The sequence below is a fragment of the Rhodobacter ferrooxidans genome, assembly GCF_000176015.1.
Classification (GTDB): Bacteria; Pseudomonadota; Alphaproteobacteria; order Rhodobacterales; family Rhodobacteraceae; genus Pseudorhodobacter_B; species Pseudorhodobacter_B ferrooxidans.
The window spans coordinates 26577-51486 of the sequence record NZ_ACYY01000008.1; the positions used below are offsets into that span (position 1 = coordinate 26577).

A 24910-nucleotide genomic window follows, 5' to 3' on the forward strand; every position below is an offset into this window, starting at 1 on the left:
ATGAAAAAGGGCGCAATAAAGCGCCCCTTTCCGAATCAGTGCATTGAAAATGCAGGTTTTTCCGGCTTAGTTGCGCGAGCGGTCCACCATCTTGCCCTTCGAGATCCACGGCATCATCGCCCGCAGTTTCTCGCCGACCTTCTCGATCTGGTGTTCGTCGTTGATGCGGCGGGTGGCCTTGAAGAACGGCTGGCCGACGGCATTTTCCTGCATGAAGTCGCGCACGAACTTGCCGGTCTGGATGTCGGTCAGCACTTCCTTCATCCGGGCCTTGGTTTCGGCGTAAGGCAGGATGCGCGGGCCGCTGACGTATTCGCCATATTCGGCGGTGTTGGAGATCGAGTAGTTCATGTTGGCGATGCCGCCTTCATAGATCAGATCGACGATCAGCTTCACCTCGTGCAGACATTCGAAATAGGCCATTTCCGGCTCGTAGCCGGCTTCGACCAGGGTCTCGAAGCCCATGCGGATCAGTTCGACCAGACCGCCACACAGCACCGCCTGTTCGCCGAACAGGTCGGTTTCACATTCCTGGCGGAAGTTGGTCTCGATGATGCCCGAGCGGCCGCCGCCGATGGCGGAACAGTAGGACAGGCCGATTTCCATCGCCTTGCCGGTGGCGTCGTTATGCACCGCCACCAGGCAGGGCACGCCGCCGCCCTTGGTGTATTCGCCGCGCACGGTGTGGCCGGGGCCTTTGGGTGCCATCATGATGACATCGACGCCGGGTTTCGGCTCGATCAGGCCGAAATGCACGTTCAGTCCATGGGCAAAGGCAATGGCAGCGCCTTCGCGCAGGTTGTCATGCACGTATTTGCGGTAGGTGTCGGCCTGCAGCTCGTCGGGCATGGTGAACATGATCAGGTCGCACCAGGCGGCGGCTTCGGCGATGCCCATCACCTTCAGGCCCTCGCCCTCGGCCTTCTTGGCACTGGGCGAACCGGGGCGCAGCGCCACGACCAGGTTTTTCGCGCCGCTGTCGCGCAGGTTCAGCGCGTGGGCATGGCCCTGGCTGCCGTAGCCGAGGATGGCAACCTTCTTGTCCTTGATCAGGTTGATGTCGCAGTCACGGTCATAATACACGCGCATGGGGCGTTCCTTTGCTGGTTGATTGCCGCGCAGCATAGGCGGTTTGCGGCGATGGTTCGTGCAAAGTTTGACATATCTAGGGGGATGGGGGAAAAGTCATGCGCGAATGTGGCGATTGGTGGATGAAACATGCAGATCGACGATACCGACCGGCGGGTGCTGCGGCAGTTGATGGCGGAACCTGGGCTGGCGATGGCCGATCTGGCGGAACGCGCCGGCGTCACGCAGGCGACCTGCTGGCGGCGGATCGAGCGGTTGACGGAAAGCGGGGTGATCAAGGCGCAGCAGGCGGTGATCGACTGGCGGGCCCTGGGCTATGGCGTCGAGGTGTCGCTGCGGTTTTCGCTCGACAAGACCGACCCGCGGGCGTTTGACGATTTCATCGACGCCGCCCGCGAGGTGCCCGAGGTGATCGGCATCGAGACTTTCCTGGGCCGGGTTGATCTGCGGCTGAACGTGATCGCCCGCGACATGGCACAGTATCAGGAAATATACCGCCGCCGCATCCTGACCCTGCCGCATATCGCCGATATCGAGGCGCTGATGCTGATCGCCACCATCAAGGACAGCGATGGGGTGCCGCTGTGATCGAGCTGGACGATCTGGACCGCGGCATCCTGCGGGCGCTGGCGCTGGACGGGCGGCTGGGGGCGGGCGAGTTGGGCCGCCGTCTGGGCCTGTCGCAGCCCGCCGCCTGGCGCCGGGTGAAGCGGTTGCAGGAAGCGGGCGTGCTGGCCGGGCAGCGGCTGGTGGTGGACCGCGCCGCTTTGGGGTTTGGCGTCACGGTGTTTCTGGGGGTGAAGCTGGCCACCAAGGGCCGGGTTTCCTTGGAGGATTTCGAGCGGGCGGTGACGGCGATTCCGGAAGTGCAGGTGGTGCAGCATGTGCTGGGGCTGTTCGACTACCGGCTGCGGGTGGTGGCGCGCGACATTGCCGATTTCGAGCGGGTGCTGCGGCGGCGCATCCTGACGCTGCCGGGGGTGGGGCAGGTGGAAGCCAATGTGCTGCTGACCGAGGAGCGCAGGCCGGGGCCGATTGGCTAGCGGACAGGCCGGGGGCGCTGCCCCCGGACCCCCGGGATATTTGTGCAAAGGAGAATGGGAAAGGTTTTCGCTGGTGACTTCGTCCTGCGCGGGGCTAACTTCGGGGCAGGTTTGCAGGAGATGCCCATGCCCGGTTTGCGCCCCGATGTTGATCCCGATGGTTTGCAGGAATTCTCGGTGGTGTTCACCGACCGATCCCTGAACCATATGTCCGCGAAGTTTCAAGGGGTTATGCGCGACATTTCAAGCATGTTGCGCGAGGTCTATGGCGCAAGTGCCGTGGCTTTGGTGCCGGGTGGCGGGTCTTATGCGATGGAGGCGGTGGCGCGGCAGTTCGGGGCCGGGGCCTCGGTGCTGGTGGTGCGCAACGGCTGGTTTTCCTATCGCTGGAGCCAGATTTTCGAGGCGGGCGGTTTTGCGGGCAATGTCGAGGTGGTGATGGCCCGGGCCTCGGGCAATGGGGCGCGGGCGCCGTTTGCGCCGCCGCCGATTGACGAGGTGGTGGCGAAAATCCATGCCAGCCGCCCCGAGGTGGTGTTCGCGCCGCATGTGGAAACCTCGGCCGGGTTGATCCTGCCGGATGATTACATCGCGGCGATGGCCGAGGCGGCGCATGCGGTGGGGGCGCTGCTGGTGCTGGATTGCATCGCCTCGGGCTGCATCTGGGTCGATATGGCGGCGACCGGGGTGGATGTGCTGATCTCGGCGCCGCAAAAGGGTTGGTCGGCCTCGCCTTCCGCCGGGTTGGTGATGTTTTCCCCGCTGGCCGAGGCGCGGCTGGCGGCGACCACGTCCAACAGTTTCGCGCTGGATCTGAAGATATGGCGCAGCATCATGGCGGCCTATGAGGGCGGCGGGCATGCCTATCACGCCACCATGCCGACGGATGCCTTGCTGGGGTTGCGCGATGCGATGCTGGAGGCGAAGGCGCTGGGGTTCGAGGTTTTGAAAGCGGCGCAGTGGCAGCTGGGGCAGGGGGTTCGGGCGATGCTGGCGGCGCGTGGGGTGGTCTCGGTCGCCGCCGATGGCTTTGCCGCACCCGGCGTGGTGGTCAGTTTCACCGATGACCCCGAGGTGCAGTCGGGGGCCAAGTTCCGCGCGGTGGGTTTGCAGATTGCGGCAGGCGTGCCGTTGCAGGTGGGCGAGGGACCGGAGTTCCGCACCTTCCGGCTGGGGCTGTTTGGCCTCGACAAGCTGGTGGATGTGCCGGGAACCCTGGCGCGGCTGGGGGCGGCGGTGGAGGCGGTGCTTTAGCGCAGGCCAAGGCCCGCCTTCATCAGGGTCTTGCGCACTGGCGCTGCGGAATAGAGCGCGTCCAGCGCCTTGGCCCGCAGGTCGCGCAGGGTGGGCGAGGCCAGCATCGAGGCGCGGTTCAGCGCGTCAATGCCGCGGACGCGGGCGGCAACCTCCCAATGGCGTTTGCGGTTGTAGGCGTCCAGCATCGCCGGGCTGCCCAGGCCCGAGGGGTTGGCCTGCGCCAGCTCCAGCAGCACCGCCAGATCTGCGAGGCTCATGTTCAGCCCCTGCGCACCGATCGGCGGCACCACATGCGCGGCTTCGGCCATCAGCGCCGTGCGCTCGCCCGCCATGCGGTCGGCGATCTGGCTGATCATCGGCCAGAGGGTGAGGCGCGAGGCCAGCGTCAGGGGGCCAAGGACGTGGCAGGAGCGCGCGCTCATCTCGGCCTCGAATTCCGGCACCGGCAGGGCGGCCAGGCGTGCGGCCTCGGCGCCGGTTTCCATCCAGACCACGGCCGAGCAGGGCAGGCCATTACGGTCGGGCAACGGCACCAGGGTGAAGGGGCCACCCGAGCGGTGAATCTCGGTCGAGACGTTTTCGTGCGGGATTGGATGGGTGACGGCGAAAGCCAGGGCCTTCTGGCCATAGCGGATGGTTTTCACCGCAATGCCAAGGGCTTGGCGCACCGGCGAGTTGCGGCCGTCGGCGGCGATCAGCAGGCGGGCAGCGACGCGTGTGCCATCGGACAGCGTGATCAACGCCTCGGACTCGCGGGTCAGCACCTTTTGCGTGGCGGTGCCGGGGCGGAAATCGACAATGGGCAATTCCGCCAGCCGCGCCACCATCTCGCGCCGCAGCAGCCAGTTGGGCAGGTTCCAGCCAAAGGGTTGGTCGGAAATATCGGCGGCGTCGAAATCCTTGATCAGGCGGGGTTCGGCCACCGGACCACCGGCGTCGATGATCCGCATGATCTGCAAGGCGCTGGCCTGCGGGGAAAGCCGCTGCCACAGCCCCGCCGCCTGCATCACGGCGACAGAGGGTTGCATCAGCGCCGTGGTGCGCAGATCGGCCCCCTCGGCGGCGGCATCGGTGATGGGCGGGGCGGGATCGACGCAGATCACCCGAAAACCGGCGCTGCCGAAGGCGGCAGCGGCGGTCATTCCGGCGACGCCGCCGCCGGAGATCAGGATGTCGGTGGAAATTCGCGTCATGCCTGCCTCTGCCCTGCCCTTAGCACCGGCTGGCAAGCTGTTGTATTGCCAGCCGTTTTTGCGCCTTAGCCGCGCACGGCGAACAGGATCAGCACCATCATCACCCCGGTTGCGACCACGGCGCTGATTGCGAGGCCGGCCGGCCCCAGGATCATCACTGCCACGGCGATCAGGACCACGACGACCAGCAGGGCGAGGTAGATCATCACCAGGCTGCGGGTGCTGCTGCCGGAGGTCGAGGTTTCGGGATGTGCCATTGCCGTTCTCCTTGTTTGTTCCTCCGGATGTAGCAGCGATCTGCCGTGGTGCAAGGAAAATGCGCCGTGAACTGCGGTGAATTGTAGCAGCCGTGACGCAAGGGAACTCAGCCGGTCAGCCGGGCCAGAAAAGCCGCCAGATCGTCGGTGTGATGGTGGATATGTGGCGCGGGGTCGGCCAGCGGGGCCACGTGCACCGTGCGCATGCCCATGGCGTGCGGGGCGGCAAGGTTGCGCGGGTCATCCTCGAACATCGCGGCCTGGGAAGGCTCCAGCCGGTCGCTGGCGAACACCGTCTCGAAGGCGGCACGTTCGGGTTTGGGGCGGAAACCGGCATGCTCGACGCCGTAAACCGCATCGAACAGCCCGGAAAGCCCGCGCGCCGCCAGCACCCGCTCGGCGTAGGGGGCGCAGCCGTTGGTGAAGACGATGCGCCGCCCGGGCAGGGCGCGGATGCGGGCGGCCAAGTCGGGGTCGGGCGCAAGGGCTGCCAGCGAGATGTCGTGCACATCGGTCAGATAGGGCGCCGGATCGACGCCGTGTTCGTGCATCAGCCCGGCCAGCGTGGTGCCGTAAAGCGCCCAGTAGTGGCGGCGCAGCCGGTCGGCCTCGGGCGCGTCCACCCCAAGCGCCTGCATCACCCAGGCAGTCATCCGCACCTCGATCTGGTCGAACAGCCGCGCCGAGGGCGGATAAAGCGTGTTGTCCAGATCAAAGACCCAGGCCCGGACGTGGGAAAACTGCTGTGCAATCATTGCGCCAGAGTAGCCGCCGGGGCGCGCGGCGGCAATGCTTTGCGGTTGAGGTGCGGACGCGGCGGCGCTAACGTCGCAGCCGACAGTCCCGGTGAAAGTTCGGTTCCGTGCAGAAAGATGCCTATACGCTGATCCTGGAGGCGATCGACGCCGGGGTTTACAAGCCCGGCTCGCGGCTGGTGGAATCCGAACTGGCCGAGCGGCTGGGGGTGTCACGCACCCCGGTGCGCGAGGCGTTGCAGCGGCTGGAGACCCAGGCGATGCTGACCCGCGATGGCCGCAGCCTGATCGTGGCGTCGCTGGATCACAACCAGCTGGCCGAGCTTTACGCCGTGCGCACCGAGTTGGAGGGGTTGGCCGCGCGTCTGGCCGCCCGGCACGCCAGCGACGAGGAATTGCGGGTGTTGCGCAGCATGGTCGAGGATGACCGCAGCCTGCTGGGCGGCGACCCGCGGGCGCTTAGCCGGGCCAACAAGCGGTTCCACAAGCAGATCCATCTGGCCTCGCACAACCGGTTTCTGGTGCAGCAGCTTGATCTGGTGCACCGGTCGATGGCGCTGATGGCCAGCACGTCCTTTGCCGCCGAGGGCCGCGACGAGGTGGCGATGGGCGAACATGACGCCATCGTGCGGGCGCTGGAAAGCCATGACGGCGATGCCGCTTACGGTGCCACCAAGACCCATATCTCGCGGGCGTTCGAGACCCGGCTGCGGGTGGATGCGGGCGAGTTGAAGGTGCGCTAGGCTTCCTTGACCTCCTTGGGGTCGAACAATCCGTGGCTGGTCTTGTCCCAGAAGAACGGGCTGGCCAGCAACTCCCAGGCTGCCTTGTAGGACGCAAGGGCCCCCAGCGGGAAATAGAAATGCAGCATCAGCGCCCACAGCGGGTTGATGCGGTTCGGCGTCAGCCGCAGCGCCAGCAGGGTCATCACCAGCAGCACCGCCTCGGTCACCAGAAACAGCCCCATGATGCCGGTCTGCGCCGCCGCGGGCAGCACCTCCAGCACCGGATGCGGCAGCCCGAACGCCACCAGCCAGAAGCTCCACAACACCGGCGCCAGCAGGAACTGCGACAGGGTGGTCAGGAAAAACACCTGAAATCCCATGAACTTCCACGCCCCCAACTGCCGCCACAGCAGCCCCGGATCGCGCATGTGCACGGCATAGGTCATCATGTAGCCCTTCAGCCAGCGTGACCTTTGCCGGATCCAGGGCAGGGTGCGGCAGTTGGCTTCTTCCTCGGTCACGGTGTCGATCAGTTCGGTGCGATAGCCGTGCCGGGCCAGCCGCATCCCCAGATCGGCATCCTCGGTGACGTTGTGGGCATCCCAGCCGCCCAGTTCCTCCAGTGCCGCGCGGCGGAAGAACAGCGTGGTGCCGCCCAGCGGAATCGCAAAGCCCAGCCGCGCCAGGCCGGGCAGCATCAGGCGGAACCAGCTGGCGTATTCCATGGTGAAGCAGCGCGACAGCCAGTTGGTGCGCGGGTTGTAGAAATCGAGGATGCCTTGCAGGCAGGCCACTGCCGCGCCGCGCTGGTGAAAGCGGTCCACCACCCGGCGGATCTGGTCAGGGGCGGGCGCATCCTCGGCATCATAGACCCCGATGATGCTGCCGCGGCAGGCGTCCAGCGCATAGTTCAGCGCCCGCGGCTTGGTTTTCAGCCCGCCGTCCGGCACCACCACCACCCGCATCCAGGGCGGCAGATCGGCCGACAGCAGCACAGCCCTTGTGGTGGCATCGTTCTGTTCCACCACCAGTAGTATGTCCAAAAGCTCTCGCGGATAGTCCAGCCGCCCAAGGCGCCGCACCAGACGTGGCGCGATGTTGTCCTCGCGATACAGCGCCACCATCACCGACACCACCGGCAGGCGGGCGATGATCGGCATCGGCGGCTCGGGCGGCAGGCGGCGCAGGCTGGCGAGGGTGGCGGCGATCTTCAGCGCTGTGGCCAGCAGCAGCGTCAGCACCGCCCAGGCCGTAACCCCGACCGCCAGCGCCACCGGCACCAGCCACAGCGCCGCCACCAGCCCCAGCAGCGCCACCCCGGCCCAGAGGATGCCGCTGCCGCGGCCCCAGTCGCGGCAGCTTTCGGCGGCCTGCACCCGGGTCTGCGCCGCCCGGTCCAGCACGGCACCGCGTTGCGCAAGGATTGCCGCCTCGATCACCGAAACCGGCGCCAGTGCCATGATCACCGGGCCGAAGGCGGCGGTCAGGGCGGTGCGGTGGCGGGCGAAATCCTCGGGGAAGGCGGTGGCGATCACCGTGGCTTGTCCGGCGCGCCGCCACGGCAACAGCCCGTCGCGCAGGCAGGTCGCCGCCCCCAGCCGGTCGATCAGCCGCGGGTCGGCGGGGTCACGCGCCGGGTCGATGCGGCTGGCCTGCCAGTGCCGGGAAAAGGCGTCGAACAGCCGGTCTTCGCTGATCATGCCGCGGGCCAGCAATATCTCGGTCAGCCGACCACGGCGCTGGTTGTGCAGGGCAAGCGCCTGCACCAGATCATGCGGCGCCACCAGACCGTCGCGCAGCAGCATTACCCCGAAGGCCTGCGCCGTGGCACTGCCATTCGCCCATGGCTGTGGCACCAGCGCGGACTGGGGAAACGCCAACAGATCATGCGGCAGCGCATCTGCATCCGCGGGACCGGGCAAAAGGCGCAGGCGGGGGGCTGTCATCCGTCAACCTTTTCGGCACGCCCCAAACCTCGGCCAGCAATGGTTAATGGGGCGTTAAAACCTGGTTAACGCGACGCTTCACAGGTGAAAAATCTGCGGCATTGCTGCCCGGTTGCCGCATGACGTTGCGTAAGACGGGGCGTAAGGCGGGGCGTCAGGCGCAGTGTCAGGCGGCGCGGCGGGCCTGCATCGAAGCGGCAAAGCGCTCGAACAGATAAAAGCTGTCCTGCGGGCCGGGGCTGGCCTCGGGGTGATACTGCACGGAAAACACCGGCTTGCCTTCCACCCGGATGCCGCAGTTCGAGCCGTCGAACAGGCTGACATGGGTTTCCCGCACACCCTTGGGCAGGCTTTGGCTATCGACGGTAAAGCCATGGTTCATCGAGGTAATCTCGACCTTGCCGGTGTCGATGTCCTTCACCGGATGGTTGGCGCCGTGGTGGCCGTGGTTCATCTTGACGGTCTTTGCCCCCAAGGCAAGCGCCAGCATCTGATGGCCAAGGCAGATGCCGAACAGCGGCAGACCTGCCGCCAGCACGCCCTGAATCATCGGCACCGCATAGACCCCGGTCGCCGCCGGATCGCCGGGGCCGTTCGACAAAAACACACCTTCCGGGTTCAGCGCCAGCACGTCGGCGGCGGTGGCCGAGGCGGGAAGCACCGTCACCTCGCAGCCCGTCGAGGCGAGGCACCGCAGGATGTTGCGCTTGGCGCCATAGTCGATCGCCACCACCCGCAGGCCGGGGCCTTCGCGACGGCCATAGCCCTGCGGCCAGACCCAGAGGGTTTCATCCCAGCGGTAGGACTGGGCGCAGGTCACGTCTTTCGCCAGATCAAGCCCGACCAGCCCGACCCAGCCGCGGGCCTTGGCGACCAGGGCCGCGATGTCGAAATTGCCGTTCGGATCATGCGCCAAGGCGGCATGCGGCGCACCCTGGCGGCGGATGGCCCGGGTCAGCCGCCGCGTATCCAGACCGCCAATGCCGATGCGGCCGCGCGCCGCCAGCCAGCTTGCCAGATCGGCAGTGGCGCGCCAGTTCGAAGGCTCGGTCGGATCCCATTTCACCACCATGCCGGCGGCGACCGGCTGTGCGGTCTCGTCATCCTCGGGCGTCACGCCGACATTGCCGATGTGCGGGAAGGTGAAGGTGACGATCTGCCCGGCATAGGACGGATCGGTCATGATCTCCTGATAGCCGGTCATCGCGGTGTTGAACACCAGCTCGGCCACTGTGTCGCCGGTGGCACCAAAGCCCATGCCGTAGAACACCGTGCCATCTGCCAAGGCAAGGCAGGCGGTGGGGCGAGGTTTCGGGCTTGGGATGGCGGCGGACATCAGCGACTCCCTTTGGCTGAATTTGCCGGACACTACGGGCAGGGGCGGGCCGGGTCAAGCCGCGACGGCGCTTTGCGGCAAAAGGCTTTTCTAGCGAAAACAAGGACTTGGCAAAATCGGCGCCAGTTGTGCTGGCCGGGGCAAGGCTGTATTGTGGCCTCTTCGAACTCATGGGGATGCTGACAGATGACACTGCGCGACCGGCTGCAAGCCGAACTGAAAGACGCAATGAAAGCGCGCGCGGCCGACCGGCTTTCGACGCTGCGCCTGATCAACGCCGCCATCAAGGACCGCGAGATTGCGGTGCGCGGCGAGGGCGAGGGCGGCGTGGTGTCAGCCCCCGACATTCTGGCGATCCTGGGCCGCATGGTGAAACAGCGTCAGGAAAGTGCGCGGGCCTACGAGGAAGGCGGGCGGCTGGAGCTGGCCGAGAAGGAACTGGCCGAGATCGGGGTGATTGGCGAATTCCTGCCGCGGCAACTGGATGCGGCCGAGGTTGATACCGCGATTGCGGCGGCGATTGCCGAGGCCGGGGCGGTCAGCATCCGCGACATGGGCAAGGTGATGGCGGTGCTGAAGGGCAAATACACCGGCCAGATGGATTTCGGCGCGGTCGGGCCGCGGGTCAAGGACTTGTTGGGCTGATTTCACGGGGGGCGGCCTCGGGCGGTGGTCAACCGCCAGAGGCCGCCTGCCGGGTCAGTTCACCGCCGCCGGGCTGGCCGAGGCCACAAAGGCCGCCACGTCATCGCCGCCCTCGGACAGTTTGAACGCCATCTTGGCCTTGGCTTTCGGATCGTTGGTGGCTTTTTTCAGGAAGTCGGGCGGGCTTTGCACATAGATGGCAATCTGGTCGGCGCTCCAGATGATGCCGGCCTCGCCCGCGGCTTTCATCGACTTGCTGTAGGCAAATCCCGGGTAGGTGCCGGCCTGCCGCCCGATCACCCCGTAAAGGTTCGGGCCGACCGCCCCGCCTTTCTTGATGGCGGTGCCATCGGGCGCGATGATCGAATGGCAGGTCATGCATTTCGTAAAGATTTCCTCGCCTTCAGCGATGTCGCCTGCCGATGCAGGCACGGCCATCGCCAGAACGGCGAGGGCAGCATAGAAACTGTGCGTCATTTTTATTTTTATCCTTGGTCTGTCGTGGGGCTGTGCAGGGCAAGCCTCCCTCCCTGCGTCAAAGCAGACCGCTGCGAAAATGCGCAAAAGGCCTCCTCCGACTCCAATCAGACTTTTTTAAAAGGGTAGAAGTCAACACGAACTTGCGTGGAAGAACAGGAATGTGACCCAAATAGTTTCGTCGGCCGCGGGGCAGGCAGATCAAGGCCCGTCTCCGCAGCGGCGCATGAAAAAGCCTTCGGCACGTCCCACGCGGGGTCACGCCGAAGGCGATGTCTTGCGGTCAGGCCGACCGGATCAGTTGGTGGCGACCGAGGCCAGATAGGCGGCCACATCTTCGCCGCCCTTGGGCAGCTTGAAGGTCATCTTCGATTTGGCCTTGTCGTCGCCCGAGGCTTCCTTCAGCCATTTCACCGGATCAACCACATAGGCAGCAATGGCTTCCTCGGTCCAGGCCACGCCCTTGGCACCGGTTTCGCCGTAGGCTTCGCTGTAGGCGAATTCCGGGTAGCTGCCGACCGTGCGGCCAACCACGCCAAAAAGGTTCGGGCCGACCGCGCCGCCTTTCTTGATCACGGTGCCATCAGCGGCGGTGATCGAGTGGCAGGTCATGCACTTCTTGAATTCCTTTTCGCCCTTCGCAACATCGCCCGCGGCGAAAGCCGGAGCGGCAAGAGCCAGGGCGGCAACGGCGGCGTAGAGACTGATTTTCATCGTGTTTTCCTCGGTTCGTAAATGGCTTCGCAGAGAGACCTCCCGCCCTGCGTCAGAATCACCCGCTGCGTGTTGCCGCATGCGATGCTATCTTGCGTCAATGGCGTGCTCTTTTGCTGGCCTTCCTGTCAAGTCAAACTTGCGGGGGTGAGGCGTGAACGAGCGTGGGACGCTCAGTTCGTCACCGGGTTTGGCGCTGTGGGCGATTGAGATGCCATTGGGGCGGGCACTTGGGTTGCCAGATAGGCCACCAGATCATCGCTGCCTTCCGTCATTTTCACCGTCATCGAGGTGCGGGCCCCTGCGTCGCCACTGGCTTGGCGCAGCCAGGCGGTGGGGTCGGCCAGATAGGCCGCAAGGTTTGCCGCATCCCACACCCGACCGGCGCTGCCGGCGGCCTTGAAGCCGGGGCTATAGCGGAAGTCCGGCATTGCCGCCACCGGGCGGCCGATCATGCCGTAAAGGTTGGGGCCGGTCTTGCCGCCCTTCTGCACCACGGTGCCGTCATCCGTCACGATGGCATGGCAGGCCTTGCAGCGGATGAACTGCGCCGCCCCCGCCACGGCATCGCCGGTTTCGGCGGCCAGCGGCAGCGGCGTCAGGGCCAAGAGGGCAAAGGCGGCAGGGCGGAAAAACATCGGATATCCTTGCAGGTCAGGTCTTTGGCCCGGCACCACGGCCATCAGGGTCGGCGGTGGCCTAGCAGCCGCCCTTTGCGCCGACCATGATTGAGGTCAAACCGTTGCAACCTCGGGGAAGAACCGCGGGAAGGTGTGCAGCAGGGCCGCATCCAGATCGGCCAGCGTCACCGGCAGGCCCAGATCCACAAGGCTGGTGACGCCATGCTCGCGGATGCCGCAGGGCACGATGCCGGCGAAATGCTCCAGATCCGGCTCGACGTTGATCGAGATGCCGTGAAAGCTGATCCAGCGGCGCAACTTGACGCCGATGGCGGCGATCTTGTCCTCGCGCAAGCTGCCGTCGGGGTTGGGCGCGCGGTCGGCACGCTGCACCCAGACCCCGACCCGGCCGGCCCGACGCTCGCCCTTGACGTTGAACTCGGCCAGCGTGGCGATCACCCAGCCTTCCAGATTGCAGACAAATTGCCGCACGTCGCGGCCGCGCGTGTTCAGGTCCAGCATCACATAGGCCACGCGCTGGCCGGGGCCGTGATAGGTGTATTGGCCGCCGCGCCCGGCGACATGCACCGGAAAGCGGTCGGGGTCGGTCAGATCGGACGCCCGCGCCGAGGTGCCGGCGGTGTAAAGCGGCGGATGCTCCAGCAGCCAGACCGCCTCGGGCGCAGTGCCTGCGGTGATGGCGGCCACCCGCGCCTCCATCGCGGCCAGGGTTTCGCCGTAGGGGGCCAGCCCCGGAAGATGCGTCCATTCCACCATGGTGCGCGGAGGTCTCGCTTTGGTTGTGCGACCGTCCCGAAGCGGCCGGACGGGTGAAATTACTGGTTCGATGGGAAATCCGTGCTAAACTGGCGGCGGAATTGAACCAAACGTCGTTGAAGGAGAGATGTCGTGAAATTTAACAAGATTGCAAGCGGCGCCCTTGTGGCCACCATGGCTCTTGCGCCGGCCGAACAGGCCATGGCACGCGGGGGCGATCTTATCGGCGGGCTGATTGTCGGCGGGCTTATCGGCTCGGCCATCGCCAACGACCAGAACCGCCGCCGCAACGCCACCCGCCGCACCACCGTGCCGCGGCGGTCGTCGATGTCCTCGGCGCAGCGCGAGGCCAACCGCGAAGTGCAGGTGTCGCTGAACTATTTCGGCTATCCGGTGGGCACGCCCGATGGGGCCATCGGCCCGAAGTCGCGCGCGGCCATCTCGGAGTATCAGGTGCTGCTGGGCTATCCGCCCACCGGCGAGCTGACCGAATATGAACGCACGCTGCTGGTGACTTCGTATCACCGCGCGGTGGCGGGCGGGCCGCTGGTGGCACAGACCGTGGCCACCCATCCGATGGGCCTGCGCGGCCTGCTGTTGGCGCAACGCGACGAGATGGCGGGCATTTCACCGACCGTCAACAAGGCGGTGGGGCCGATCGAGCCCGCCGCACCCGTGGCGCAGCCCGAGGTGGTGGCCCCCGCGGCCCCGGCGCTGCCGGTGTTGACCGCGGCACCCGCGACCGCGTTGCCGTCGTTCATGGGCACCGGGGCCACGCAAGTGTCACTGGCCTCGCAATGCAACAAGATCAGCCTGCTGACCAACACCAACGGCGGCTACACCACGGCGGCGGCGATGACCGACGCCAACTTTGCGTTGGGCGAGCAGTTCTGTCTGGCGCGCACCTATGCGATGGCGGCGGGCGAGGAGGCGGCCTCCAAGGTGGCAGGCTTTACCCCGGCGCAGATTGCCGAGCAGTGCCAGGGCTTTGGCCCGGCCTTGAAGGACCATGTGGCGGCGCTGTCGCTGAAGCCTTCCGAAGAGGTGTTGCAAGGCGTGTCGTCCTTTGTGCTGACCTCGGGCATGGCCCCGGCGCAACTGGCCGGCACCGCCAAGATCTGTCTGGGCGTCGGCTACACCACCGATTCGATGGACGTGGCCATCGGCTCGGCGCTGCTGCTGACCGCACTTGGCGAAAAGGCCTATGCCGAACTGCTGGGCCACCACCTGTCGCAGGGCTTTGGTGCCGCCACCCGGCCCGATCTGGCGCTGGGCTGGTATGAAATGGGGCTGGAGGCCAACCAGACCACCGGCAGCATCTTTGCGCCGGGTCTGGCGGATCGGGGCGAGTTGATCCGCAAGGCCGCCTTCACCATCAACGGCCGCAGCGATCTGGTCGCGCCGACGCCGCTGCCGGTGATCGCCGCAGCGCCGGTGCCGGAAGCGGCACCGCTGCCGGTGCTGGCGCCCACGCCCAACGTGCAGGTCTCCGCCGAAGTCGTGGCCCCCGCAGCCCCTGTGGCCGCGCCGGTTGCCGAACCGGTTCTGGCCTCGACCCCCGCCACCGAGGCTCCGGCGGCGGGGCTGAACGTGGCGCGGATGCTGTCGGCAGCGACTTACCTGTTGCGCAACTGAGGTTTTCCGGGGCCGCCCCAGGCGGGTGGCCCCGGCCTTTTCAGGGCACCACGAAGGACGGGTATCGCCTTGGAAAAATCTGCTTTCCTTCCTGCCGAACTGCCGCTAGAAACCGCTGCACCAAGTCGAAACATGCGGATGTGGCGGAATTGGTAGACGCGCAGCGTTGAGGTCGCTGTGGGGTAACTCCCGTGAAGGTTCGAGTCCTTTCATCCGCACCAGTTTTTCCCCACATGGTTGATCTGAAAGCGCCATCGCAATCGGCGGTGTCAGAAATTTGGTTCAAATTCAAGACTTTCCAACTTTAGACACAAAGCCTCCGCAGTTTAACCACCGCGCAATGCGCATCCTTTATCCCGGGGAAGCGGGCAGTCTGATGTCCGCCTGAGGCTGGGGTCAGACGTGGCGTGGGGCAATTGGACAGGTCGGGGAAGGGTTTTCCCCTTTGGCGGGGCGAAGGGCAGGGAATCTCTGGCTGTTTGCCAGGCCAAAACGGTCTGCCGTGCTGCGCAGCATCGCATTGCATGGGTGCGCTAGGTCATGGGCACGATCAGCGGCACCACCGGTAACGACACCCTGACCGGCACAACGGGTGCAGACAGCATCTTGGGCCTTGGCGGGGCTGACTCTCTGTCGGGTCTGGCGGGCAATGATACCATCGACGCCGGGACCGGCAATGACACCGTGACGGGCGGTGACGGCGGCGACTATGTTCTGCTTGGCGACGGCAACGACAGTTTTGGCGACTGGAACACCGAGGCGGGCAACGACACCGTCTATGGCGGTCTGGGCGACGATTCCATCATCGGCGGTGCCGACAACGACCTGCTTTACGGCGATGCGGGCAGCGATACGCTGTCGGGCGGTGCGGGCACCGACAACGTGATCGGCGGCGCGGGCAATGACTATATCATGGTCTCGGACGACCACGACTTTGACGCCATCGACGGCGGCACCGAGTTCGACACGATCTGGTTCGGCAATTACCTGACCACGCAGGGCGTTTATGTCAGCTTCGCCGGCACCGGGTCGGGCAGCTATGATTTCTACGGTACCACCGGCAACGGCAGCTTCAACAATATCGAGGCGGTGGGCGGCACCGATTACGGCGACAGCATCACCGCCGCCTCCAGCGGCGCGGGCGTCGATATCTATGGCGAGGGTGGCAACGACACCCTGATCGGCTCGAACTACACCGACTGGATCGAGGGCGGTCTTGGCAACGACCTGATCACCGGCGGCGCGGGCTACGACGAGTTCGTCGGCGGTGCGGGCAACGACACCATCGACGGTGGCGCCGATGGGGATATTTTCTGGATCGACCAGACCTCGGGCACCGACAGCCTGATCGGCGGCGAGACCGGCACCGGCAACGACACGCTGTCGCTGGCCGATCCGTCGCTGGGCGGCGTCAACGTCACCTTCTCGGCCAACGAGGCGGGCAGCTATGCCTATAACGGTGGCGGTGCGTCGGGCAGCTTCAGCCAAATAGAGACGTTGTGGCTGAGTGATGGCGCCGATTCCGTCAACGCCAGCGCCACCACGGTCGGGCAGTATCTGGACGCTGTGGCGGGCAACGATACGCTGACCGGCGGCTCTGGGGCCGATACGCTGCTGGGCGGCACCGGCAACGACAGTCTGGTGGGCGGTGCCGGCAACGACACGATCTATGGCGGCGCGGGCAACGACACCCTTGCAGGCGGCACCGGCAACGACTCGCTGCTGGGCGAGGCCGATGCCGACAGTTTTGCGATCGGCACCAGTCAGGGCACCGATACCATCGTCGGCGGCGAGACCGGCACCGATACCGACACACTGAATTTCGGCACCGCGGTGGGTGGGGTCTCTGTCACCTTCTCGGCCAACGAGACTGGCAGCTATACCGCGGGCACCAGCATTGGCAGCTTCAGCCAGATCGAGGTCATCAGCGGCTCTGCCTATGCCGATACGCTGAACGCCGGGTCCACCACCGGCGGCGCGATCCTTTATGGCGGCGCGGGCAACGACACGCTGACCGGCGGCTCGGGCGGCGACGTGCTGGATGGCGGCACCGGCAACGATTCAATCATCGGCGGCACCGCCAGCGACACCATCCGCGGCGGGGCCGGTTCCGACAGTCTGGCGGGCGGCCTTGGCACCGACCTCTTGGATTATTCCGATGCCACCGCGGCGGTCAGCGTTGATCTGGCGACCGGCATCACCGGCGGGGCTGCGCTGGGCGACAGCATCTCGGGGTTCGAGGCGGTGCTGGGTTCGGCCTATGCCGACACCCTGACCGGCAGCACGGGCGCCGACCGCCTGACCGGCGGCGACGGCAACGACAGTCTGGTCGGCGGCGCGGGCAACGACACGCTGGACGGCGGCCTTGGCAACGACACCCTGCGCGGCGGCGCGGGTTCCGACAGCCTGCTGGGCGGCGCGGGCACCGACCTGCTGGATTATTCCGACGCCACCGCGGGTGTCAGCGTCGATCTGTCCACCGGTGCCACAGGTGGCGGTGCGCTGGGCGATACCATCTCGGGGTTCGAGGCGGTGCTGGGTTCGGCCTATGCCGACACCCTGACCGGCAGCACCGGCGACGACAGCCTGTCCGGCGGCACCGGCGGCGACATTCTGGTTGGCGGCGCGGGCAACGACACGCTGCTGGGCGAGGCGGATGCCGACAGTTTCCAGATCGGCACCAGCCAGGGCACCGACAGCATCGTCGGCGGCGAGACCGGCTATGACTACGACTACGTGGATTTCGCGCTGGCCACCGCGGGCGTCACCGTCACCTTCAGCGGCAACGAGACCGGCAGTTATGTGGCGGGCACCGGCACCGGTAGCTTCAGCCAGATCGAGCAGATCACCGGCAGCGCCTATGCCGATGTATTGAACGCCAGCGCCACCACCACCGGCGCCACACTGGTGGGGGGCGGTGGCGACGATACCCTGACCGGCGGGTCGGGCGCCGACATGTTCAATGGTGGCGATGGCCATGACCTGGAATATGGCGGTCTTGGCAACGACACGCTGAACGGCGACGCGGGCAACGACACGCTCTATGGCGGTGCCGGTGATGACTGGCTGCTGACTGGCAGCGAGAACAACATGGCCTTCGGCGGCGATGGCAACGATTACATCAGCGACATGTCCGGCAATTCGCTGCTGATGGGCGAGGCTGGCAACGACACGATTCTGGGCGGCGATGGCAACGACACCATCAACGGCGGCCTGGGTGCCGACAGTCTGGCAGGCGGCACCGGCATTGACCTGCTGGATTATTCCGATGCCGCGGCGGGTGTCAGCGTCGATCTGGCGACCGGTGCCACCGGCGGGGCCGCGCTGGGCGATACCATCTCGGGGTTCGAGGCGGTGCTGGGTTCGGCCTATGCCGACACCCTGACCGGCAGCACCGGCGCCGACAGCATCCTTGGCGGCGCGGGGTCCGATCTGCTGACCGGTGGCGCCGGCAATGACACGCTGATTTTCGGCGCGGGCAACGACTCTGTCTATGGCGGCGACGGGGCCGACAGCATCGACGACAATATTGGCGGCTACGACATCGGCGCCAACCTGATCGACGGCGGTGCGGGCAACGACACCATCTGGAACGGCGGCGGCAACGACACCGTCTATGGCGGCGATGGCGACGACATCATCGACGACCACAACAGCGGCGACATTGCCGGGGATTCGTCGCTGTTCGGTGACGCGGGCAATGACACCATCTGGGCGGGCGGTGGCAGCGATACGCTTTATGGCGGCACCGGCAATGACGCGCTGTATGGCGAGAATGGTGCCGACACCTTTGTGGTGCAGGACGGCTGGGGCCAGGACACCATCGGCGGCGGATCGGTGGATGCCGCCATCGACACCCTTGACATGTCAGCCGTCACCGTGCCGCTGACCGTCACCTTCACCGATGTCAACTATGGCACCATCACCGACGGCACCAACAACATTACCTTCCTCAACGTCGAGCGCATCATCACCGGGACCGGCGCCGACAGCGTGAACGCGACGCTCGACACCGATGGTGGCATCCTGGAAACCGGGGCGGGCAACGATACCGTGACCGGCAGCAGCGGTGCCGACACCATCCTTGCGGGCGACGGCAACGATGTGGTGACCGGCGGAGCGGGCAACGACAGCATCGACGCCGGGGCGGGCGCCGACAGCGTCATCGGCGGCGCCGGGGCCGACAGCATCGCGCTGGGCGACGGCAATGACACGCTGTCGATGACCGCTTCGGACGGGCTGGCCGATACCATCGACGGCGGTTCCGGCAACGACAGCATCAACCTCGGCACCGGCGGGTCGGGCAATGACGTGGTCTATGGCGGCGTCGGCAACGACACGTTGACCACGCAATACGATCTGGGCGGCGGCAACGACACGCTTTATGGCGGCGACGGCCGCGATGTGTTCGTTGCCGGTGCCGGTGACAGCATCGTCGGCGGCGAGGGTGGCGACGATTTCGACACCATCGACCTTTCAACCATCCCTGCCGCGGCCAGCATCACCCTGACCGGCAACGGCACCGGCACCGCCAGTAGCGGCGGCTATACTCTGGCCTTCACCGAGGTCGAGGCGATCACCGGCACAGCACTTGCCGACACCATCAATGGCGCTGCCGACTCCTGGGGGATGACCTATTCAACGGGCGCGGGGAATGATGTCGTCACCGGCGGCTCGGGTGCCGACAGCATCAGTGGCGGCGACGGCAACGACAGCCTTGTCGGCGGCGCGGGCAACGACACGGTGGATGGTGGCACCGGCAATGACACGCTGGATGGCGGTGCGGGCAATGACCTGCTGCTGGGCGGTGCGGGCACCGACAGCTTTGCGCTGCAGGACGGGTTCGGCAACGACACCCTTGTCGGCGGCGAAAGCGTGGGCGACTGGGATCAGCTGTCGCTTGCCGCCCTGACCGCGCCGGTCAGCATCACCTACACCGGCGCCGACACCGGCACATTGATCGGCGCTGGCGGCGCGGTCACGTTTTCCGAGATCGAATCCTGGGTTCTGACCGCGGGTGCCGACAGCCTGGATGCCGCCCTGGCCACCACCACGATCGAGGTGTTTGGTGGCTTGGGCAACGATACCATCACCACCGGCTCGGGTGACGATTTCATCAATGCCAGCACCGGGGCAGGCACCGACGCCAACCTGATCCATTCCGGTGCCGGCAACGACTATATCGCCACCTCGGCGGGGAATGACACGATCTACGCCGGTTCCGGCAATGACACGGTTGCCGGTGGCGCGGGGGATTCGACGGTTTACGGCGATGCGGGCAATGACTTCATTGCCGGATATGCCGGCAACGATGTGATCGACGGCGGCGACGGCAACGACTCGCTTTATGGCGGCGACGGCAATGACGTGCTGACAGGCGGCGCAGGAAGTGACGTGATTTCCGCGGGTGCCGGATCGGACCTGATCAATGTCAATGCCGCAGCGGGGGTCGATAGCATCGACGGCGGCGCCGACTGGGATCAGTTGGTGTTTCTTGGTGATATCGGCGGGCCGGGGGTGTCGGTCAGCTTTACCGGTGCCACCGCCAATTACAGCTATGCCGGTGGCGGCTCGGGCAATGCCACCGGGTTCGAAAACTACACCCTGACCGCCAACGCCGATGTGTTCGACGCCTCGGGCGCCAGCGGCGCGGTGACGGTGGCGGGCGGGGCTGGCAATGACAGCATCACCGGCAGCATCGGGGCCGACTATCTGGCGGCGGGCGACGGCAACGACACGGTTTCCGGCGGCGACGGCGCCGACATCCTGAACGGCGATGCGGGCAACGATCTGCTTTTCGGCGGCGCCGGCGATGACATGGTGTTGCTGGGCGTGGGCAATGACACCGGCTATGGCGGCGACGGCAACGACCTGATCAACTCGAACGGTGGCGCCTCGCTGCTGTATGGCGGGGCGGGCAACGACACGCTGCAAGGCGGCGCTGGCGACGACACCATGTATGGCGGCACGGGTGCCGACCTGTTCCAGTCGTCGATGGACAATGACACCATCGTCATCGAGAACGGTTTCGGCAACGACACCATCGACGCGGGCTGGAGCGGCACGGATTTCGACACTGTCGATCTGTCGGCAGTCACAGCGCCTCTGACCGTGACCCTGAGCGGCACCGGCGCGGGCAGCATCACCGATGGCACCGACACCATCAGCTTCAGCAATGTCGAGCATCTGATCCTTGGGTCAGGCGCCGATGTGGTTTACGGCGGCGCCGATGCCGGGGGTCTGGTGATCGACGGCCTTGGCGGTGGTGACACCATCACCGGCGGCTCGGGTGCCGACAGCATCAGTGGCGGTGACGGCAATGATTCGGTCAGCAGCGGGTCCGGCAACGATGTGCTGACCGGCGGCGATGGTTTCGACACGCTGGCGGGCGGTGCGGGCAACGACCTGATCGACGGCGGCGCCGATGGGGATGTGCTGCTGGTGGGGCAGGGTGGTGGCGTCGATACCATCACCGGCGGCGAAACCGGTTTTGATCAGGACCAGCTGCAATTCGGCGGCACCACCGAAGGCGTCAACGTCACCTTCACCGGCACCGAGGCGGGCAGCTACAGCTATGCCAGCGGCGGCAGCGGCAGCTTCACCGGCATCGAACAACTCAACGGCACCGATCTGGCCGACACGATCAACGGCGCCGCCGCCACCGGCCCGCTGACGTTCTTCGGCATGGACGGCAATGACCTGATCTCAGGCGGCGCTGGCGGCGACCTGCTCAGCGGTGACGCCGGCAATGATACCCTGGCCGGTGGGGCGGGCGAGGATTTTGCCGATGGCGGCGCGGGAAATGACCTGCTGTCGGGCAACGACGGCTTTGACACTCTGTCAGGCGGCGAGGGCGACGACACGCTGCTGGGCGGCACGGGCGATGACGTTCTGCTGGGCGATCTGGGCAACGACTCGCTGCAGGGCGACGCCGGCAATGACCTGCTGGACAGCGGCGATGGCGATGACACGGTGACCGGCGGCGTCGGCGACGACACGCTGGGCACCGGCAGCGGCGCCGATCTTCTTGTTCTGACCACCGACGGCGGCACTGATCTGGTCACCGATTTCGACATCACGCTGGTGGACGGCTTCACCAATGACCAGCTGGACGTTTCGGACCTGCATGATCTGGGCGGCAATGCGGTTCACAGTTGGAACGTGCAGGTCACCGACGATGGCAATGGCAACGCTCTGCTGACCTTCCCGGGGGGCGAGCAGATCATCCTGTTCGAGGTGCCTCCGGCGCTGGTGAGCAGCGGCAACATGCTCAATGCCATGGGGATTCCCTGTTTCGCCACCGACACCCGCATCCTGACGCCGCAGGGCGAGCGGTTGGTGCAGGATCTGCGCGCCGGTGATCTGGTGCAGACGCTGGACGATGGCCCGCAGCCGGTGCTTTGGGCCGGTGGGCGGCAGATCGGGGCGGTGGAACTGGCGGCGCGGCCGGAACTGCGGCCGGTGCTGATCCGCGATGGCGCGCTGGGCAACCGGGGCGATCTGCTGGTCTCGCCGCAGCATTGCCTGCTGGTGGAACGTGACGGCGCCGAGGTGCTGGTACGGGCGCGGCATCTGGCGCAGCGCGGCGAGGGCCGGTTCCGGGTGGCCAAGGGGCGGCGCGTGGTCGGCTATCACCACTTCCTGCTGCGCCGCCATGCCATCGTCTTTGCCAATGGGGCGGCAACGGAATCCATGTATCCCGGCCGCCAGGCGCTGTTGGCACTGGGGCCGCGGGTTTGTGCCAGCCTGATTCGGCTTTGGCCGGCGCTGGCACCGGTTCTGGCCGGATCCGTTGCGGCATCCGCGGTCTATGGCGATCCCGCGCGCCCGGTTCTGCTGCGCAAACAGGCGGAAAAACTGGACATTGTGCGTCCGGCAAGCGATGCGGTGATGGGCTGCCCGTTCTGAGCGCCGCACCCCGCGCGCTGCGGTCTTTCGGCAGGCGCAAATTTCCGCCCAAACGCTTTGAACCCGTTGTGACAGAACCGCGGGGGCCGCATTTCGCGCCCGATGTGTCGGATTTCGCCCAAAGGTTTCGCGCGCCGCCGTCCAGCATCCGCGCTGTGACAAGGTCGTTGCATTGCGCGGGCCAATTCGCTTAACTCGGGTCAACAAGAGCGCAGGACACCTGCCGATCAATGGGGAGACTGGGGTGGCTTCTGAAACCCGCACCGACAGCTTTGTCGTTTTCGACCACGTGCAGAAAAGCTATGACGGTGAACAACTGGTCGTCAAAGACCTGAACCTGACCATCGGCAAGGGCGAGTTTCTGACCATGTTGGGGCCGTCAGGCTCGGGCAAGACCACCTGCCTGATGATGCTGGCGGGGTTCGAAACCGCAACCAATGGCGAGATCCGGCTGGATGGCCGCAACATCAACCTGGTGCCGCCGCACAAGCGCGGCATCGGCATGGTGTTCCAGAACTACGCGCTGTTCCCGCACATGACGGTGGGGGAAAACCTGGCCTTCCCGCTGGAAGTGCGCGGCATGGGCAAGGCCGACCGCGAGGTGAAGGTCAAGCGCGCGCTGGACATGGTGCAGATGGGCGCCTTCATCAACCGCCGCCCGGCGCAGCTTTCGGGTGGCCAGCAGCAGCGGATTGCGCTGGCGCGGGCGCTGGTGTTTGACCCGGGTCTGGTGCTGATGGACGAACCGCTGGGCGCGCTGGACAAGCAGTTGCGCGAGCATATGCAGTTCGAGATCAAGCACTTGCACGAAAGCCTTGGCATCACGGTGGTCTATGTGACGCATGATCAGGGCGAGGCGCTGACCATGTCGGACCGCATCGCCGTGTTCAACGATGGCCGCATCCAGCAGCTTGCCAGCCCGTCGGATCTGTATGAACGCCCTGACAACAGCTTTGTCGCGGGCTTCATCGGCGAGAACAACAAGCTTGATGGCACCATCGAGGATATCGTCGGCGGTCGCGCCCTGGTGCGGCTGGTCACCGGCGAATTGATCGACGCGACGCCGGTCAACGTCACCCACAAGGGGCAGGCGACGCTGGTGTCGATCCGCCCCGAGCGGGTGGAATTCAAGCCCGAGATGCTGCCCGCCGACGCCCATACCATCGAGGCCGAAGTGCTGGAATTCATCTACATGGGCGATCTGTTCCGCACCCGGCTTCGGGTGGCGGGGTCTGACGAATTCGTGATCAAATGCCGCAACACCCAAGGCCAGCGCGTGCTGGCACCGGGCGAGAAAATCCGCATCGGCTGGGCGCCTGCCGACGCGCGGGCACTTGATCCGCTGTGATACCGCCTGCGGGCGGGACTGCCGCAGCTTGCGGCCAACTTCAGAAACGACATTAAACAAGGGAGCTAACTGAATGAAAAAACTGCTGATCCTGTCCACCGCCCTGACGGGTGTGGGCTTTGCCGCCCATGCCGATATCACCGTGATGTCCTGGGGCGGGTCTTACGAGACCAGCCAGGTCGAGGCCTACAACAAGCCCTTCACCGCCGCCACCGGCACCCCGGTGATCATGGTTGCGGTCGATAACCCCGCCACCCCGATCAAGGCGCAGGTCGAAGCCGGCAACGTCACCACCGATGTGGCCGACGTGGAATATGCCGACGCGATCCGCCTGTGCGACGAGGGTCTGCTGGAGCCGATCGACGCCTCCACGCTGCCTGCAGCCCCCGATGGCACCTCGGCCGCCGATGACTTCCTGCCCGGCGCCGTGACCGAATGTGCAGTGGCGACCATCGTGTTCTCGACCAACTTCGCCTACGATTCGACCAAGTTCCCCGGCGACAAGCCGACCACCATTGCCGACCTGTTCGACACCACCAAATTCCCCGGCAAGCGCGGTCTGCGCAAGGGCGCCAAAGCCAACCTGGAAATGGCGCTGATGGCCGATGGTGTGCCGGCGGCCGATGTCTATGCCACGCTGTCCACCCCGGAAGGCGTTGACCGCGCCTTTGCCAAGCTCGACACCATCAAGAAGGATGTGGTCTGGTGGGAAGCCGGTGCGCAGCCGCCGCAACTCTTGGCCGATGGCGAAGTGGTGATGGCGACCGGCTACAACGGCCGGTTCTTTGCCGCCACCGTGGCCGAGGGCAAGCCCTTCGTCGCGGTCTGGGATGGCCAGGTCTATGAATACGACCTGTTCGTGATCCCGAAGGGCGCGCCCAACAAGGACGCGGCGATGGAATACGTGCGCTTTGCCACCGACACCCAGCGTCTGGCCGATCAGGCCAAATACATCAGCTACGGCCCGGCCCGCAAATCCTCGGGGGCGCTGGTTGGCATGTATCAGGACGGCAAGACCGAGATGGCACCGCATATGCCGACCTCGGCGGTCAACCTGACCAACGCGCTGGCCTCCAGCTATGAGTTCTGGGTTGACCGGGATTCCGAGCTGAACGAGCGTTTCAACGCCTGGCTGGCGGCGAACTGACCTTACACGGGCGCGGGGGCAACCTCGCGCCCGGTTTT

General features: G+C 65.9%; 19 protein-coding genes and 1 tRNA gene. 10 read left to right on the forward strand and 10 right to left on the reverse strand.

What is annotated here, in order from left to right; genetic code table 11:
* Positions 1-66: 66 nt before the first annotated feature.
* The gene (gene ilvC / locus RSW2DRAFT_RS07625) at positions 67-1089 is read right to left on the reverse strand and encodes a ketol-acid reductoisomerase (protein ID WP_008029657.1); all 1023 of its coding nucleotides are present in this window, start codon (positions 1087-1089) and stop codon (positions 67-69) included.
* A gap of 129 nt (positions 1090-1218) precedes the next feature.
* On the opposite strand from ilvC, the gene RSW2DRAFT_RS07630 reads away from it, so the two are divergent.
* From RSW2DRAFT_RS07630 to RSW2DRAFT_RS07640, 3 genes are all read left to right on the forward strand, one after another.
* Complete coding sequence (locus tag RSW2DRAFT_RS07630) at positions 1219-1677, forward strand: Lrp/AsnC family transcriptional regulator (RefSeq protein ID WP_008029659.1); 459 nt, start codon at positions 1219-1221, stop codon at positions 1675-1677.
* A complete protein-coding gene (locus RSW2DRAFT_RS07635; RefSeq protein ID WP_008029661.1) occupies positions 1674-2132 on the forward strand; it encodes an Lrp/AsnC family transcriptional regulator in 459 nt (152 codons plus the stop codon). Before RSW2DRAFT_RS07630 ends, RSW2DRAFT_RS07635 begins: the two co-directional genes overlap by 4 nt.
* A 126-nt stretch (positions 2133-2258) precedes the next feature.
* On the forward strand, positions 2259-3386 hold the full coding sequence (locus tag RSW2DRAFT_RS07640; RefSeq protein ID WP_008029663.1) for an aminotransferase class V-fold PLP-dependent enzyme: 1128 nt from the start codon (positions 2259-2261) through the stop codon (positions 3384-3386).
* Here the strand turns inward: RSW2DRAFT_RS07640 and RSW2DRAFT_RS07645 are convergent.
* The 3 genes from RSW2DRAFT_RS07645 to RSW2DRAFT_RS07655 form a co-directional block, all read right to left on the reverse strand.
* The gene (locus RSW2DRAFT_RS07645) at positions 3383-4582 is read right to left on the reverse strand and encodes a UbiH/UbiF family hydroxylase (RefSeq protein WP_008029664.1); all 1200 of its coding nucleotides are present in this window, start codon (positions 4580-4582) and stop codon (positions 3383-3385) included. The genes RSW2DRAFT_RS07640 and RSW2DRAFT_RS07645 overlap by 4 nt on opposite strands.
* Before the next feature lie 65 nt (positions 4583-4647).
* A complete protein-coding gene (locus RSW2DRAFT_RS07650) occupies positions 4648-4839 on the reverse strand; it encodes a hypothetical protein (RefSeq protein WP_008029665.1) in 192 nt (63 codons plus the stop codon).
* Between the two features lie 107 nt (positions 4840-4946).
* Positions 4947-5594, reverse strand: a complete 648-nt coding sequence (locus tag RSW2DRAFT_RS07655) for a pyrimidine 5'-nucleotidase (protein WP_008029666.1) — start codon at positions 5592-5594, stop codon at positions 4947-4949.
* A gap of 107 nt (positions 5595-5701) precedes the next feature.
* Between RSW2DRAFT_RS07655 and RSW2DRAFT_RS07660 the strand changes: the two genes are divergently transcribed.
* On the forward strand, positions 5702-6337 hold the full coding sequence (locus RSW2DRAFT_RS07660; RefSeq protein WP_008029667.1) for a GntR family transcriptional regulator: 636 nt from the start codon (positions 5702-5704) through the stop codon (positions 6335-6337).
* On the opposite strand, the gene RSW2DRAFT_RS07665 is transcribed toward RSW2DRAFT_RS07660, so the two are convergent.
* Both RSW2DRAFT_RS07665 and carA read right to left on the reverse strand, forming a co-directional pair.
* Positions 6334-8265: a glycosyltransferase gene (locus RSW2DRAFT_RS07665; RefSeq protein ID WP_008029668.1), complete on the reverse strand. Its 1932-nt coding sequence runs from the start codon at positions 8263-8265 to the stop codon at positions 6334-6336. The genes RSW2DRAFT_RS07660 and RSW2DRAFT_RS07665 overlap by 4 nt on opposite strands.
* Before the next feature lie 166 nt (positions 8266-8431).
* Entirely contained in the window at positions 8432-9601 is a 1170-nt protein-coding gene (carA, locus tag RSW2DRAFT_RS07670) for a glutamine-hydrolyzing carbamoyl-phosphate synthase small subunit (RefSeq protein WP_008029669.1), read from the reverse strand.
* Between the two features lie 186 nt (positions 9602-9787).
* Here carA and RSW2DRAFT_RS07675 point away from each other — a divergent pair, with 186 nt between their 5' ends.
* Positions 9788-10246, forward strand: coding sequence for a GatB/YqeY domain-containing protein (locus RSW2DRAFT_RS07675; protein ID WP_008029670.1), 459 nt, complete (start codon positions 9788-9790; stop codon positions 10244-10246).
* A 54-nt stretch (positions 10247-10300) separates the two neighbouring features.
* Here the strand turns inward: RSW2DRAFT_RS07675 and RSW2DRAFT_RS07680 are convergent, their stop codons facing one another.
* From RSW2DRAFT_RS07680 to lipB, 4 genes are all read right to left on the reverse strand, one after another.
* Positions 10301-10723, reverse strand: a complete 423-nt coding sequence (locus RSW2DRAFT_RS07680) for a c-type cytochrome (protein ID WP_008029672.1) — start codon at positions 10721-10723, stop codon at positions 10301-10303.
* Positions 10724-11020: 297 nt separating this feature from the next.
* Positions 11021-11437, reverse strand: coding sequence for a c-type cytochrome (locus RSW2DRAFT_RS07685; RefSeq protein ID WP_008029674.1), 417 nt, complete (start codon positions 11435-11437; stop codon positions 11021-11023).
* 173 nt (positions 11438-11610) lie between these two features.
* Positions 11611-12075: a c-type cytochrome gene (locus tag RSW2DRAFT_RS07690; RefSeq protein WP_008029676.1), complete on the reverse strand. Its 465-nt coding sequence runs from the start codon at positions 12073-12075 to the stop codon at positions 11611-11613.
* Between the two features lie 96 nt (positions 12076-12171).
* On the reverse strand, positions 12172-12894 hold the full coding sequence (gene lipB / locus RSW2DRAFT_RS07695) for a lipoyl(octanoyl) transferase LipB (protein ID WP_269629695.1): 723 nt from the start codon (positions 12892-12894) through the stop codon (positions 12172-12174).
* A gap of 72 nt (positions 12895-12966) precedes the next feature.
* On the opposite strand from lipB, the gene RSW2DRAFT_RS07700 reads away from it, so the two are divergent.
* The 5 genes from RSW2DRAFT_RS07700 (at position 12967) to RSW2DRAFT_RS07720 (ending at position 24872) form a co-directional block, all read left to right on the forward strand.
* Entirely contained in the window at positions 12967-14469 is a 1503-nt protein-coding gene (locus RSW2DRAFT_RS07700) for a peptidoglycan-binding domain-containing protein (RefSeq protein WP_008029681.1), read from the forward strand.
* A 134-nt stretch (positions 14470-14603) separates the two neighbouring features.
* Positions 14604-14690 (forward strand) — tRNA-Leu (locus RSW2DRAFT_RS07705).
* 319 nt (positions 14691-15009) lie between these two features.
* Complete coding sequence (locus RSW2DRAFT_RS07710; protein WP_008029683.1) at positions 15010-22377, forward strand: Hint domain-containing protein; 7368 nt, start codon at positions 15010-15012, stop codon at positions 22375-22377.
* Between the two features lie 244 nt (positions 22378-22621).
* Entirely contained in the window at positions 22622-23725 is a 1104-nt protein-coding gene (locus RSW2DRAFT_RS07715) for an ABC transporter ATP-binding protein (RefSeq protein ID WP_008029685.1), read from the forward strand.
* A 73-nt stretch (positions 23726-23798) separates the two neighbouring features.
* On the forward strand, positions 23799-24872 hold the full coding sequence (locus RSW2DRAFT_RS07720) for an ABC transporter substrate-binding protein (protein ID WP_008029687.1): 1074 nt from the start codon (positions 23799-23801) through the stop codon (positions 24870-24872).
* The last annotated feature ends 38 nt before the right edge of the window (positions 24873-24910 follow it).